Source organism: Mumia xiangluensis, assembly GCF_010994095.1.
Classification (GTDB): Bacteria; Actinomycetota; Actinomycetes; order Propionibacteriales; family Nocardioidaceae; genus Mumia; species Mumia xiangluensis.
The window spans coordinates 596,848-609,545 of record NZ_WJYO01000002.1 but is presented as its reverse complement, the minus strand read 5'-3'; the positions used below and the strand labels follow the sequence as shown (position 1 = coordinate 609,545).

Below are 12,698 nucleotides of genomic sequence, written 5' to 3'. Positions count from 1 at the left end.
TGCCTACGGTCGAGGGGTGGCAGACACGCTTTCGGTCCTCGCGGCAGGACTGCTCACCGGGCTCTCGCTGATCGTCGCGATCGGCGCCCAGAACGCCTTCGTCCTCCGGCAGGGACTGCGCCGCGAGCACGTCGGCCTGGTGGTCGTCGTGTGCGCGCTGTCCGACACGGTGCTGATCGTCGCCGGGGTCGCGGGCATGGGAGCGCTGATCGCGGGGGCGCCGACCCTGGTCGCGGTCGCGCGGTGGGGCGGTGCGGCGTTCCTCGTCACCTACGGACTTCTCGCAGCGCGGCGCGCCGTCTCGGGCGGTCGGCTCGACGTCGACGACAGGGGGGTCCGGACGTCGCGCTGGGTCGTCATGTCCACCGCGCTCGCTCTCACCTGGCTGAACCCGCACGTCTACCTCGACACGGTTCTGCTGCTCGGGTCCATCGGCTCGTCGTACGGCGACTCCCGCTGGGCCTTCGCCCTGGGCGCGCTGGCCGCGAGCTGGGGTTGGTTCGCTGCGCTCGGGTACGGCGCACGCCTCCTGCAGCCCGTCTTCACGCGCCCGTGGGCCTGGCGGATGGTCGACGCCGGCATCGCCGCGGTCATGTTCGCGGTGGCCTACATGCTGGTCCGCGGGGCGTGACGCGCGGCCAGGAAACCGTCGCCGGCCTGCGGCGTTGCTAGGCTTCGCGGAGATCACCGACGACGTACGAGGGGCCGGATGTCAGCGGGCGACACCGCGGAGGACCACGTCCCGACGGTCCATGTGGGCGACCGCCGGGTCGATCGTGATGCCCCGACGGCACGCGTCGCGACCGGCATCGCCACGCCCCTCGAGGCCGACGGCGGGACCGCCGGCCCGTACCACCTGAAGACTCTGATCGGGTCCGGAGGATTCGGCGCCGTCTACGTCGGCCGGGCGCCGAGCGGGCCTCCAGTGGCGGTCAAGCTGCTCACCTACGTCGGTGACGGCGCCCGCGAGCGGTTCGCGCGCGAGGCCGAGCTGCTCCACCGGCTCGGCGGGGCCGGCTTTCCCCGCTACCTCGACGGCGACCTCCGTGCCACCCGCCCGTGGTTCGCGATGGAGCTCCTCGAGGGCGTCACGATCGCCGATGCGGTGCGTCACGTCGGTCCGCTCTCCGAGGAGACCGTGGTGACGGCGGCCCTCGACGCTGCGCGGTCGCTGCGCCGGCTCCACGAGCTGGGCTACGTCCACCGTGACGTGAAGCCCGCCAACGCCGTGCTCGCCGGACGCCGCGCGACCCTCATCGACGTCGGCATCGCGAAGGGGGAGCACGTCCACGACCTCACCTCGACCGGCGAGATGATCGGGTCGGTGGCCTGGGCGGCTCCCGAGCGCCTCGCGGGCGACCGCGGCACCGCGGCCAGCGACGTCTACGGGATCGGACTCCTCATCGCATTCGCATCCTCGGGCACCATGCCCTTCCCGCGCGGGGACGACGCAGGCACGATGAGCGCGGTCGCCGAGGGGCGCAGCGACCTTCGGGGCGTGCCCGCCGCGCTCCTGCCGCTCGTACGCCGGACCACTGCCGTCGCCCCTGAGGACCGCCCGCCGATGCGCGAGGTCGTGGCCGAGCTCGAACGCCTGGCCCCCGGCGCGGTCATCCCGAAGGCCCCCCGGCGTACACCCGAGGCGCCGAGCCCGACGCGCGTGGCGGCCCCGGCCGTTCCCCCGCCGTCGCCCGAGCCGCCCACACCTCCGGCGCCGCCCGCGCCGCCGGCGCCGCAGACGGTCGCCGTGCCGCAGCCGACGCCGCCCGCGGGACCGCCCGACGGCCTCCAGCGCATGTTCGACAACCGCCGTCTCGCGCTCACGCTGAAGGCGGCGCACGAGCGCGGCTACGACGCGGCCGCGGTCCACCTCGTGGCCCGTGCGCAGCGCCACTCGCACCGCAAGGCCGTACGCGCTCTCGATCCGGCGCGCGTGAAGGCGTCGATCTGGCGTCGTAACGGGTGGTGGGACGGCCAGTACGCCGCGCGCCGCCGTTTCCCCGACACCGAGCACGGCTGGGCGCAGGAGCGCGGGAAGGTGCACCGCGGCTGGTGGCTCGACAAGGCCGCGGGCATCATCGCGCTGATCGCCTTCATCGCCGTCGTGGTCGGCAGCATCTCAGGGCAGGACGCCTCTGTCCGGGCGCCGTTCGAGTGGCTGCGCCGGGTCCTGCCGGTCGTGGAGATCGCGGGCCGGTCGATCGCGTGGGACATGATCGGCCTGCTCCTGGTCGTCGTCGCCGCGCTCTACGGCGCGGTCCGCGTCTCGCGCACCGCACAGCGTGACCGCGGTGTCGGCGCCCCGCAGGCGATCCGCTTCGCCCCGGGGCTGATCGCCGTCGGCTACGCCGTGGCGGCAGCCGCCGGCGTGCTCGCCGTGCTCGGTGTGCTGGCCTGACCTGAGGCGGTCAGGCGAGCGACAGGAAGACGCGTTCGAGCTTCTCGGCGTCGGCCTCGGCGCCCTCGCTGATGCACTCCCTCAACCCGGTGGCGATCAGCGCGAAGCCGGCCCGGTCGAGGGCCTTGCTGACGGCAGCCAGCTGGGTGACGACGTCCTCGCAGTCGCGCTCCTCCTCGAGCATGCGCAGGACGCCCGCCAGCTGACCCTGCGCTCGGCGGAGGCGGTTGACGACGGGCTGCGTGGACTCGGTGGAGAGCTGCATGCCTTGAAGGATACCCCGGGGGGTGTAGGGTCGGCATCAGTCGAAAGATACCCCCCTGGGTATCCAAGGAGGACAAGAGATGTGCCGAGCCGTGGCGTGCAAGACGTGTGGCAAGACGACCTGGGCGGGATGTGGGCAACACGTCGCGTCCGTCATGGGGCCGGTCCCGAAGGCTGATCGCTGCACGTGCGACCGCGCCGCCGTCAAGCCACGCTCGCTCGCGAGCTGGCTCCCGCCGTTCGGGCGCCGGTGAGCGCCGTGGGTGCGCCGCGACGCACCGTCGTGGTCGGAGGTGTTGCCGCCGGGATGTCCGCGGCCACTCGCCTCCGCCGCAACGACGAGCACCGCCACATCGTCGTGCTCGAGCGTGGGACCCACGTGTCCTTCGCCAACTGCGGGCTGCCGTACCACGTCGGCGGTGTGATCCAGGAGCGCGACGACCTCCTGCTCCAGACGCCGGCGTCGCTGGCGGCCCGGTTCCGCCTCGACGTGCGGACGCGGCACGAGGTCGTCGCCCTCGACCGCACGCGCCGCGTCGTCGTCGTGCGGGCCCTGGAGACGGGCGAGGAGTACGAGGAGCCGTACGACGACCTCGTCCTCGCGACCGGGGCGCGCGCCGTACGCCCGTCGATCCCCGGCGTGGAGCGCGCTCACACCCTGCGCGACCTCGACGACATGGACGCGATCCTCGCGGCGCTCGGCGGCGGCGACCGCGCCGGCGCGCGTACGGCGGTGGTCGTCGGCGCCGGCTTCATCGGGATCGAGCTCGCCGAGAACCTCGTCCGCCGGGGGCTGGCCGTCACCCTCGTCGAGCGCGAGCCGCAGGTGCTGCCGCCTCTCGACCCCGAGATGGCCGCCGTGGTCGACCAGCGGCTCCGTGAGAGCGGCGTCGCCGTACGGACGCGCGCCGCGGTCGTGAGGATCGACGACACCACGGCGACCCTGGACGACGGGACGACGCTGCCCGCAGACGTCGTCGTCACCGCGGTCGGCGTGGTCCCGGAGTCCGCACTCGCCGAGCGAGCGGCGCTCGAGGTCGGCGAGCGTGGCGGGATCGTCGTGGACGAGCAGCAGCGCACGAGCGACCCCTCGGTGTACGCCGTCGGTGACGTCGCCGTGAAGCGCGACGCCCTGAGCGGCGGTGCGACCCTCGTCCCGCTCGCGCAGACCGCCAACCGGCAGGGCCGCCTCGTCGCGGACGTCGTCTCCGGTCGCGACGTGAGCGCGACCCCGGTGCTCGGTACGGCCGTGGTCGGGGCGTTCGGCCTGACCGCGGCGATGGTCGGGTGGAGCGAGAAGCGCCTACGGGCCGCCGAGCGGCCCGTACGGGTCGTCCACACGCACCCGAGCGACCACGCCGGCTACTACCCCGGGGCCCGTGCGATGGCGCTGAAGCTGCTCGTGGATCCGGAGACCGACGCGATCCTCGGAGCGCAGGGTGTGGGGGAGTCGGGCGTGGACAAACGGATCGACGTGATCGCCACCGCGATGCGCGGCGGCCTGCGGGCCAGCGAGCTGGCCGATCTCGAGCTCGCGTACGCGCCGCAGTACGGCTCAGCGAAGGACCCCGTGAACATGCTCGGCATGGTGGCCGACAACCTCGCCGCCGGCATCACGGACAGCGTCCAGTGGCACGAGGTCGACAGGGCGATGCGTGACGGTGCGACCGTGGTCGACGTCAGGACGCCGGGGGAGTACGCGTCGGGGACGCTGCCCGGCGCCGTGAACCTGCCGCTGGACGAGCTCCGTATCCGGCACGCCGAGCTGCCGTCGGGACGGCTGGTCGTCACCTGCGCGGTCGGGCAGCGTGGCCATGCGGCGACACGGCTGCTGCGTCAGCTCGGGCGTACGGACGTCGTCAACCTCGACGGCGGCTACCGGACGTGGAAGCAGGCGGTCGGCGTCTGAGACCATGGGCGCCGCCAGGCGTCGAGGGAAGGAGTCCGCGTGCGCGAGCAGGCGCCACCGGTCGTGAGGTTCCGTACCGGGCTCGGGCTCAAGGTTGCAGCCGTCGCGCTTCCGCCGCCGCTCATCGTCGTGGGGCTGGCCGTGGCGGCCACCGTCGACCAGGGTGAGGTCCCTCCTGACGTGCCGCTCGTGCTGGGGATCGCGTGCGCGCTGTCGCTGCTGATCGTCGGGCTGGCACTCGGGGCGGCGCCGTCGCACCGATGGGACCTCGTGCGGGGTCGTCTCACGATCCGGCGACGCGAGGTCGCGCTCGGTTCGGTGACACGCGTGGTCGTGTTCCCAGGATTCCGTGGGTGGGTCGGGATGAGCTTCTGGGACGCCGGCGGGAGGATCGCGCGACTCGGTGCGGACGTCGCCTTCGGGAACCGGCGCTCGCTCGGGCGAGACCAGTGGTCGGCGCTGCGGACGCTGCTTGCGGCGCCCCAGGCTCCGGCCCTCCAGGCCTACCGCTCTGTCACTCAGCGACAGATGGCGACGCGAGCGCCAGCGAGGTCGCTGGCGGGGGAGGGCGCCGTACGCCTCGTCGACGCGCAGATCGCCTGGATCGACTCGGGACGGCGTTCGACGGATCCGGGATCGCCGATCCTGCGCTTCGTCCGCGGATCCTGAGGCTGCTCAGTCCTCGGCGGCCAGGGCGGCCCTGCAGTGGGGGTCCTCCTCGGCAGCGCGAGCGAGCCGAGCACCGAGGAGCGAGGCAGTCTGGGCGAGGCCTTCCACGCGATCGGCGCCGAGGGTCTCCAGCACCAACGACCGCAGCGACGCCTCCCGTACGGCTCTGGCTCGGGCGGACGTCGTCCGTCCCTCCGGGGTGATCACCACGTCGGCGCTGCGTCCGTCGGCCTCGCAGGTCTCGCGCGCGAGGAGGCCGCGTTGCTCCATGCGGCGGATCTGGTGGGACAGGCGGCTCTTCTCCCACTCGAGCGCGAGGCGGAGCTCGCGTGAGCGCAGCCGGCCGCCGGGCACGTCGACCAGGGCGTCCAGGACGGCGTAGTCCGCGTCCGACAGGCCCGTCTCACGCGTGATCTCGCGCGCGAGGTGGCGTACGAGGCGCTCGTGTGCAGCGGCGTACGCGCGCCAGGCGTCCATGCCGGCGTCGGTGGTCGGAGTCGCGGTCACGTCGTCCAGCCTACCGGGAGGTTGATGTGTCATCCAGTGCGATGTACGGTTGATCTATCAACCAAGCACGGAGGATCGCATGCCCGACTACGGCCACGACCTGAGATTCGGCACGTTCATCACGCCCCAGAACGCCGCGCCCGACCAGGTCGTCGCTCTGGCTCAGCTCAGCGAAGAGCTCGGGTTCGACCTGGTGACCTTCCAGGACCACCCCTACCAGCCCGCGTTCCTCGACACGTGGACGCTCATCAGCTACGTCGCCGCGCGCACCGAGCGTGTGCATCTGGCGCCGAACGTCCTCAACCTCCCGCTGCGCAACCCCGCCGTCCTCGCGCGCTCCGTCGCCAGCCTCGACCTGCTCGCCGGTGGCCGGATCGACCTCGGGCTCGGCGCCGGCGCGTTTTGGGAGGCGATCGAGGCGATGGGTGGCCCGAAGCTGACCCCCGGGCAGAGCGTGCAGGCCCTCAGCGAGGCGATCGACGTGATCCGGGGCATCTGGGCCGCCGACGAGCGTGGTGGGCTGTTCGTCCAGGGCGAGTTCCACGCCGCCAACGGCGCCAAGCGCGGCCCCGCGCCCGCGCACGACGTGCCGATCTGGCTCGGCGCCTACAAGCCGCGCATGCAGCGGCTGATCGGTGAGAAGGCAGACGGGTGGCTCCCCAGCCTGAGCTACCTGCAGGCGGGGGACCTCGCCGCAGGCAACACCGTCATCGACGAGGCGGCGGCAGCCGCGGGACGTGATCCACGCGAGATCCGGCGGCTGCTCAACATCACCGGCGGCCGCGAGTGGCAGGGGCGGCCCGAGGCCTGGGCCGAGCAGCTTCTCGCGTACGCGATCGAGGACGGCATCAGCACCTTCATCCTCGGCACGGACGATCCCCGCAGCATGCAGGAGTTCGCCGAGGAGGTCGTGCCGCGGCTGCGCGCCGCGGTCGGGGAGGGGCGTGAGACCTCGTCGTCGGGTGAACGCGTCCGGGGCGCGGCGGCTCTCGCCCGTCGCGCCCCGGGCATCGACTACGACGCGATCCCCGACTCGCTGGCCGCCGACGCGGTCGAGCCCGGTGACGCCCAGTACGCGCGCGTCCGGCACAGCTACGTCCATCCCGGCAGCCCAGGGCTGGTCCTGCGGCCAGCCGACACCGCCGAGGTCGCGGAGGCGGTCGCGTACGCCCGCCGTCAGGCGGTGCCGTTCGTCGCGCGCAGCGGTGGTCACGGCGTCGGTGGACGCTCGACCAACGACGGCGGGATCATCATCGACCTCGGCCGTCTCAAATCGCTCGAGGTCCTCGACCGTGACCGTGGGCTCGTCCGGCTCGGCGCCGGCCTGCGTTGGCGCGAGGTCGCCCAAGGTCTCACGCCGTACGGGCTCGCGATCAGCTCGGGCGACTCCGGCGACGTCGGCGTCGGCGGACTCGGCACCTCCGGCGGCATCGGGCTCCTGGCTCGTGAGTTCGGGCTCACGATCGACCACGTGGTCGGCGCCGACGTCGTCCTGGCCGACGGCACGGTGGTCCGCGCCGACGCCGAGCACCACCCGGACCTGTTCTGGGCCGTGCGCGGCGGTGGCGAGTACGTCGGGATCGTCACCAGCCTCGACATCGAGGCCATGGAGCTGACCGACGTCGTGCTCGCGGTGATCGTGCACCAGCTCGACGACACGCCCGACTACCTCGCCCGCCTCGGCGCGCTCATCGAGTCGAGCCCTCGCCGGCTCACGCCGTTCACCACGGTCTTCCCCGCCGGCGACGGTCAGACCTACGCCCGGATCATGCTCGTGTGGGCCGGGGACGACACCGAGGCCGCGGTCGGCGCCATCGAGCCGTTCCTGCACCTTGCGCCGGTGGTGCAGCAGCAGGCCCAGGTGACGCCGTACCAGGGCATCATCCGCTCCACCGGCGACCCGACCGCGGGTCACCCGCAGCCGCCGACCCGCTCGGCGCTGGTCGCGCACCTCGACGACGAGGCCGCGCGGACGGCAGGACACCTGATGGACGACGGCCGGCTCGGCCTGATCCAGGTCCGTGCCTTCCCCGGGGCGGCGGGCGACCTCGACGCGGACGCGACTGCGTTCGCGCACCGCGACCGCGCGTACAGCGTGATCTTCGTCGCGACCCCCGGCGAGGACGTCGACGAGGCGTGGGACCGCGTCGTGGACGCGCTCTACGGGAACTTCGAGACCGTGACCACACCGGAGACGCTCGCCAAGACGTTCCCGCCGTCGACCCTCGCCCGGCTGCGCGAGGTCAAGGCGACCTACGACCCCGACGGGGTGCTGGGCCGCACACCGCTCGGCTGACCCTCGTGGCGCACCGGCGTCTAGCATGGTGCGCGGCGATGGATCCCGCCGAGACCTGCCCGGTCTGAACCGCCGACCCGGCTGATGGACCCTGTTCCGTTCGAGGGGCAGGGGATCGGCGTGCGTGGGAGACGGATCAGACTGGTCGCCGCGGTCGCGGCAGGCGGAGCGCTGGGTACGACGGCACGGGCCGTGCTGGGGGAGGTGCTCCCGCACGACGGCGGCATCCCGTACGCGACCCTGATCGCGAACGTCACCGGCGCGTTCCTCCTCGGTCTGCTCCTGGAGCGCCTGCTTCGTACCGGCGATGAGACACCGCGTCGACGTCTCGTGCGACTCGGGCTCGGCACCGGCGTGCTCGGCGGGTTCACGACCTTCTCGAGCCTCGCGCTGGAGTCCGTGGAGCTCACCCGCGCTGACGACGCTGCGACCGCGGTGGTGTACGCGGTCGGATCCGTCGCGCTCGGTCTCGCCGCGTGCGTCGCCGGGATCGTCCTCGGCGCCCGGTCCGCCCGGAGGGCCACGTGACCGCGGGGGAGCTGGTGCTCGTCGGTCTCGCCGGCGGGATCGGCGCGACGTGCCGGTTCGTCGTCGAGACACTGGTGCGTCGACGATGGCTGGGCGTGATGCCGTGGGGCACGATCGTGGTCAACGTCTCGGGGTCGCTGCTGATCGGCGGGCTCGCGGCGGCGTGCGCGGACGGCGCGCTCGGCTCGCAGGCGTACGCCGTCGCGGCCGTCGGATTCTGCGGCGGCTACACGACGTTCTCGGCGGCGATGATGGACACCGTCCGCCTGGCCCAGGTCGGCGCGACTGGCCGTGCTGTGCTCAACGCCTGCGGCACGCTCGCCCTCACCTGCACCGCGGCGGCCTTCGGCTGGGCCGTCGTCGCAGCCGTGCTGTGAGGACGGCGGCGCGTCAGGCGTCGTTCGCGGTGCGGAACTCGCTCACGCGGGGAGAAGGGCTCAGACGGACCACGGACGGGAAGCCGCCCCCCGTGAGGGATCGCTCGACGCCGTCGCGGACCTTCGGTCCGGCCAGGCCCGCCGGGGCCTCGTAGAACAACGACAGGCAGCCCCCCACCCGCAGGGTGCGACGCAGCTCGCCCACGAGCTCGGACGCGTCGGTCGTCCAGAACACGTTGACGTTGACGGCGAGCACGACGTCGAACGCGGCATCCGGAAGCGTGGGCGTGACCTCCTCGATGGCGCCGCGTACGACGTCCCAGCGGGCGTCTGGGCCGACGTCGGCGCAGCGTTGCCGCGTACGGCGCTCGGAGACGGCCGAGCGGTCGACACCGAGGTACGACCCGGTGGAGCAGAGCCGTTCGAGGATCAGCGCCGCTGCGGCGCCGGGGCCGCAACCGATCTCCAGGACGTCGCTCGCCGGGGTCAAGGGGAGGGCGTCGACGGCAGCGGTGACGCGTGCAGGGACGGCCATGCCCCACACCGTACGACGTCGCGGCGACGTGCCTCAGCATCGTGAGATCATGCGGCCATGAGCCTGAACCTCACGGGAGACGTCGACGCGGATCGGCTCCTCGACTCGGACCCGTTCGCGCTGCTCGTCGGGATGCTGCTCGACCAGCAGTATCCGATGGAGGCCGCGTTCGCCGGGCCGCACAAGATCGCGCAGCGACTCGGGACGCTCGACGTCACGACGATCGCCGAGCAGGACCCCGAGGCGTTCGCGTCGATGTGCTCGACGCCTCCGGCCGTGCACCGCTATCCGGGTGCCATGGCGAAGCGGATCCAGGAGCTCGCCCGCCTCCTGGTCGAGGAGTACGACGGTGACCCGACCCGCATCTGGACCGACGGCGACCCGGACGGCAAGACGGTGCTCAAGCGCCTGAAGGCCCTTCCCGGGTACGGCGACCAGAAGGCCCGCATCTTCCTCGCGCTGCTCGGCAAGCAGCGTGGGGTCGAGCCGAAGGGCTGGCGCGAGGCCGCCGGCGCTTACGCCGAGGAGGGCTCGCGCCGCTCCATCGCCGACGTCGTGGACGCCACGACGCTGCAGGAGGTGCGGACCTTCAAGAAGGAGCAGAAGGCGGCAGCGAAGGCGGCGAAGGAGCAGGGCTGAGAGGTCTCGGCTGCAGCGGAGCCCGCATCGAGACTGGGGGCCTCGATACGGGCTCCGCTGGCGCTCCGCCCTACTCGACCAGCGAGGGTGAGTGACCTCGACCGGCGAGGGTGAGTGTCCTCGACCAGCGAGGGACGCGCTCACATCGGCGGCATCAGCACCGTGTCGATGAGGTAGACGGTCGCGTTGGCCGTCTTGACGCCGCCGCAGATCACGGCGGCATCATCGGCCCCGACGGTCAGTGCGTCGGGCGTGCCTGCCACCTCGAGCTCGGCGCCGTTGGCCGTCGTGTGCGTGCCGACGACCTCGTCTGGGCTCAGCTGCCCCGGCACGACGTGGTAGGTCAGCACGGACGTCAGGGTCTCCGCGCCGGCGGGCGTCGAGAGCTCGGCGACCGTCTCCTTCGGCAGCTTCGCGAACGCGTCGTCGACCGGCGCGAACACCGTGAACTCGTCACCGTTGAGGGTGTCGACGAGGTTCACGTCGGGGTTGAGCTGACCGCTCACCGCGGCGGTGAGGGTCTTCAGGAGCGGGTTGTTGCTCGCGGCCGTCGCGACGGGGTCCTGTGCCATCCCGTCGACCGACCCTGCGCCGTCCGGCACCTGCTCGGCGTACGCGGCGCAGCCCGGTCCGACCAGGTCGGACGAGGCGTCGGCCATCGCGTCGTCCTCGGCCATCGCGTCGTCGCTCGGCGAGGCGGACGCGCTCGACGAGTCGCTCGTGCCCGCGTCCGAGTCGTCGCCGCCGCACGCGGAGGTGACGAGGGTCAGCGAGGCGAGAAGGACTGCTGTCGCCAGCAGACGGTTCTTTCCAGTGGTGGTTCGCATCATCGTGCCTTCCTTTGGGGATCGGTCACTTCACCGAGAATCTGACGCTGTGCCAGCCGGTGGATCCGTCCGGCCGGGGTGGTTCCCGGTCGGAGGTCTGGGTGTTGCCTTCCGCGTCTGTCGCGCGGACCGTGAGCTCGTGGTCGCCCGGCGATGCGTCGTCCCACTGCCAGGTCCACTGCCGCCAGGTGTCGATGCCGTCCTGCGGGACGAGCCGCGCGCGCTCCCACGGTCCGTCGTCGACGCGCACCTCGACGCTGTCGACGCCGGTGTGCTGCGCCCAGGCGACGCCGCCGACGCGCACCGCGTCGGCGGCGAGCGACTCGAACGAGCGGGGGACGTCGATGCGGGAGGCGAGCTTGATCGGTGCCTGCTCGGCCCACCCGCGCTCGGTCCAGTACGCCGTGAAGTCCGCGAACCGCGTGACCTCGATGTCGACCAGCCACTTGGTCGCCGACACGTAGCCGTACAGCCCGGGCACGACCATGCGTGCGGGGAAGCCGTGGTCGAGGGGGAGCGGCTCTCCGTTCATCGCGATGGCGATCATCGCGTCGCGGCCATCCAGGACGACCTCCAGCGGAGTGCCGATGACCATCCCGTCGGCGCTGGTGCACTTGAGCGCGTCGGCACCCTCGCGAACCCCTGCCCGGCGGAGCAGGTCCGCGAGCGGGACACCGATCCACGTCGCGTTGCCGGCGTACGGCCCCCCGACCTCGTTGGAGACGCACGTCAGGGTGATGCGGCGTTCGATCAGGCGCTCGTCGAGGAGCTCGGCGAAGTCCAGCTCGAGCTCCTGGTCGACGTCGCCGTGGATGCGCAGACGCCAGGTGTCGGCGGGCACGTCCGGGACGAGGAGCGCGGTGTCGACGCGGTAGAAGTCGCGGTTCGGGGTCAGGTAGGACGAGATGCCCTCGAGCGGGTCGACGCCTGCCGGCAGCGCGGGGGCGGCACTCGCGGGCGCCGGGATCTTGACGCCGGCGCGCGACACGGCAGCACCTGAGGTGCCGAGAGTCCGGGTGATGCCGGCGCCGACTGCCGCGACCGCCGCCGTCCCGAGGACGGCGGTGAGAAAGCGCCGCCGGTCGAACCCTGAGGGCAGGTCGTCGCCGGGGCGGCGCCCGAGCGGGTCAGCGTCGCCGGGGCGGCGCTCGAGCGGGGCAGCGTCGCCGGGGCGGCGCTCGACCGGCTGGGTGGCGCCCGCCTGCAACGGACGCAACAGCTGGAGGAGAGCGGCCACGCCGACGACCGTGGTGACCAGCGGTGCGAGGAGCGCGACGGCGATCGGGGCGGACGTGGTCGTGTCGACGGCTGTCGCGAGGGCGGCGAGCACCCCGAGCGCGACGACGAGACCGACGGCGACCCGCGGCCTGGTGAGCCCGATCCAGCCGGCAACCGCTGCCAGCGCGACGAGAACGACTGCCATCCCCCCGAGAAGGACGGCTTTGTCGTTCTCGCCGAACTGGCGTACGGCGAAGTCCTTGAGGAACCCCGGCGTTCGTGCGACCACGGCGTTCCCCACCGCGATCACGGGGGTGGGACCCCCGGTGAACGTGGCGGTCGCCGACCCCGCTGCGAGGCCTGCGAGTCCGGCGAGGACTCCAGCGCCCGCAGCGAGGAAGCGATGCGATGCCATGGGTTCGACCATGCTCCTGATTCGGCACCAGCGGGGCGCCGGATGGGTCGGGCACGGCAGAATGACGAGAAGTTCCTCGACCCATCCATGACGCCCACGGTGTCGAATCACCCGTG

At 72.7% G+C, this 12,698-nt stretch carries 13 protein-coding genes; 8 read left to right on the top strand and 5 right to left on the bottom strand.

The window, feature by feature from the left end; translation table 11 throughout:
• The first annotated feature begins 16 nt into the window (after nt 1-16).
• Nucleotides 17-631, top strand: coding sequence for a LysE/ArgO family amino acid transporter (locus tag GH747_RS09055; protein ID WP_149769232.1), 615 nt, complete (start codon nt 17-19; stop codon nt 629-631).
• Between the two features lie 78 nt (nt 632-709).
• Entirely contained in the window at nt 710-2,398 is a 1,689-nt protein-coding gene (locus GH747_RS09050) for a serine/threonine-protein kinase (protein ID WP_149769231.1), read from the top strand.
• A 10-nt stretch (nt 2,399-2,408) separates the two neighbouring features.
• Here GH747_RS09050 and GH747_RS09045 read toward each other — a convergent pair whose 3' ends face one another.
• Nucleotides 2,409-2,663, bottom strand: a complete 255-nt coding sequence (locus tag GH747_RS09045) for a metal-sensitive transcriptional regulator (RefSeq protein ID WP_149769230.1) — start codon at nt 2,661-2,663, stop codon at nt 2,409-2,411.
• 249 nt (nt 2,664-2,912) lie between these two features.
• Between GH747_RS09045 and GH747_RS09040 the strand changes: the two genes are divergently transcribed.
• Both GH747_RS09040 and GH747_RS09035 read left to right on the top strand, forming a co-directional pair.
• Entirely contained in the window at nt 2,913-4,571 is a 1,659-nt protein-coding gene (locus GH747_RS09040; protein ID WP_323740630.1) for an FAD-dependent oxidoreductase, read from the top strand.
• 39 nt (nt 4,572-4,610) lie between these two features.
• Nucleotides 4,611-5,240 (top strand): hypothetical protein, encoded by a 630-nt coding sequence (locus tag GH747_RS09035; protein ID WP_149769228.1) that lies wholly within the window; start codon nt 4,611-4,613, stop codon nt 5,238-5,240.
• A gap of 6 nt (nt 5,241-5,246) precedes the next feature.
• Here GH747_RS09035 and GH747_RS09030 read toward each other — a convergent pair whose 3' ends face one another.
• Entirely contained in the window at nt 5,247-5,747 is a 501-nt protein-coding gene (locus GH747_RS09030) for a MarR family winged helix-turn-helix transcriptional regulator (protein WP_205602856.1), read from the bottom strand.
• Between the two features lie 79 nt (nt 5,748-5,826).
• On the opposite strand from GH747_RS09030, the gene GH747_RS09025 reads away from it, so the two are divergent.
• The 3 genes from GH747_RS09025 to GH747_RS09015 all read left to right on the top strand — a co-directional run bounded on the left by GH747_RS09025 (nt 5,827) and on the right by GH747_RS09015 (nt 8,948).
• Entirely contained in the window at nt 5,827-8,043 is a 2,217-nt protein-coding gene (locus GH747_RS09025) for an LLM class flavin-dependent oxidoreductase (protein ID WP_149769226.1), read from the top strand.
• A 120-nt stretch (nt 8,044-8,163) separates the two neighbouring features.
• Entirely contained in the window at nt 8,164-8,571 is a 408-nt protein-coding gene (locus GH747_RS09020) for a fluoride efflux transporter FluC (RefSeq protein WP_228552854.1), read from the top strand.
• Nucleotides 8,568-8,948 carry a fluoride efflux transporter FluC gene (locus tag GH747_RS09015; protein WP_149769224.1) on the top strand — a complete coding sequence of 127 codons (381 nt, stop codon included), beginning with the start codon at nt 8,568-8,570 and terminating at the stop codon, nt 8,946-8,948. Before GH747_RS09020 ends, GH747_RS09015 begins: the two co-directional genes overlap by 4 nt.
• A 13-nt stretch (nt 8,949-8,961) precedes the next feature.
• On the opposite strand, the gene GH747_RS09010 is transcribed toward GH747_RS09015, so the two are convergent.
• Nucleotides 8,962-9,483, bottom strand: coding sequence for a class I SAM-dependent methyltransferase (locus GH747_RS09010; RefSeq protein WP_149769223.1), 522 nt, complete (start codon nt 9,481-9,483; stop codon nt 8,962-8,964).
• A gap of 57 nt (nt 9,484-9,540) precedes the next feature.
• On the opposite strand from GH747_RS09010, the gene GH747_RS09005 reads away from it, so the two are divergent.
• Nucleotides 9,541-10,122, top strand: coding sequence for an HhH-GPD-type base excision DNA repair protein (locus GH747_RS09005; protein ID WP_149769222.1), 582 nt, complete (start codon nt 9,541-9,543; stop codon nt 10,120-10,122).
• Between the two features lie 140 nt (nt 10,123-10,262).
• Here the strand turns inward: GH747_RS09005 and GH747_RS09000 are convergent, their stop codons facing one another.
• Together GH747_RS09000 and GH747_RS08995 are read right to left on the bottom strand one after the other, a co-directional pair.
• Nucleotides 10,263-10,952, bottom strand: a complete 690-nt coding sequence (locus GH747_RS09000; protein WP_323740629.1) for a fasciclin domain-containing protein — start codon at nt 10,950-10,952, stop codon at nt 10,263-10,265.
• Nucleotides 10,953-10,974: 22 nt separating this feature from the next.
• Complete coding sequence (locus tag GH747_RS08995; protein ID WP_205602855.1) at nt 10,975-12,582, bottom strand: molybdopterin-dependent oxidoreductase; 1,608 nt, start codon at nt 12,580-12,582, stop codon at nt 10,975-10,977.
• Nucleotides 12,583-12,698 lie beyond the last annotated feature (116 nt).

Bases quoted from the DNA above. Each gene is read 5' to 3' on its own strand.
- GH747_RS09010 (WP_149769223.1), bottom strand. From the start codon at position 9,483: ATGGCCGTCCCTGCACGCGTCACCGCTGCCGTCGACGCCCTCCCCTTG.
- GH747_RS09045 (WP_149769230.1), bottom strand. From the start codon at position 2,663: ATGCAGCTCTCCACCGAGTCCACGCAGCCCGTCGTCAACCGCCTCCGC.
- GH747_RS09000 (WP_323740629.1), bottom strand. From the start codon at position 10,952: ATGATGCGAACCACCACTGGAAAGAACCGTCTGCTGGCGACAGCAGTC.
- GH747_RS09050 (WP_149769231.1), top strand. From the start codon at position 710: ATGTCAGCGGGCGACACCGCGGAGGACCACGTCCCGACGGTCCATGTG.
- GH747_RS09025 (WP_149769226.1), top strand. From the start codon at position 5,827: ATGCCCGACTACGGCCACGACCTGAGATTCGGCACGTTCATCACGCCC.
- GH747_RS08995 (WP_205602855.1), bottom strand. From the start codon at position 12,582: ATGGCATCGCATCGCTTCCTCGCTGCGGGCGCTGGAGTCCTCGCCGGA.
- GH747_RS09005 (WP_149769222.1), top strand. From the start codon at position 9,541: ATGAGCCTGAACCTCACGGGAGACGTCGACGCGGATCGGCTCCTCGAC.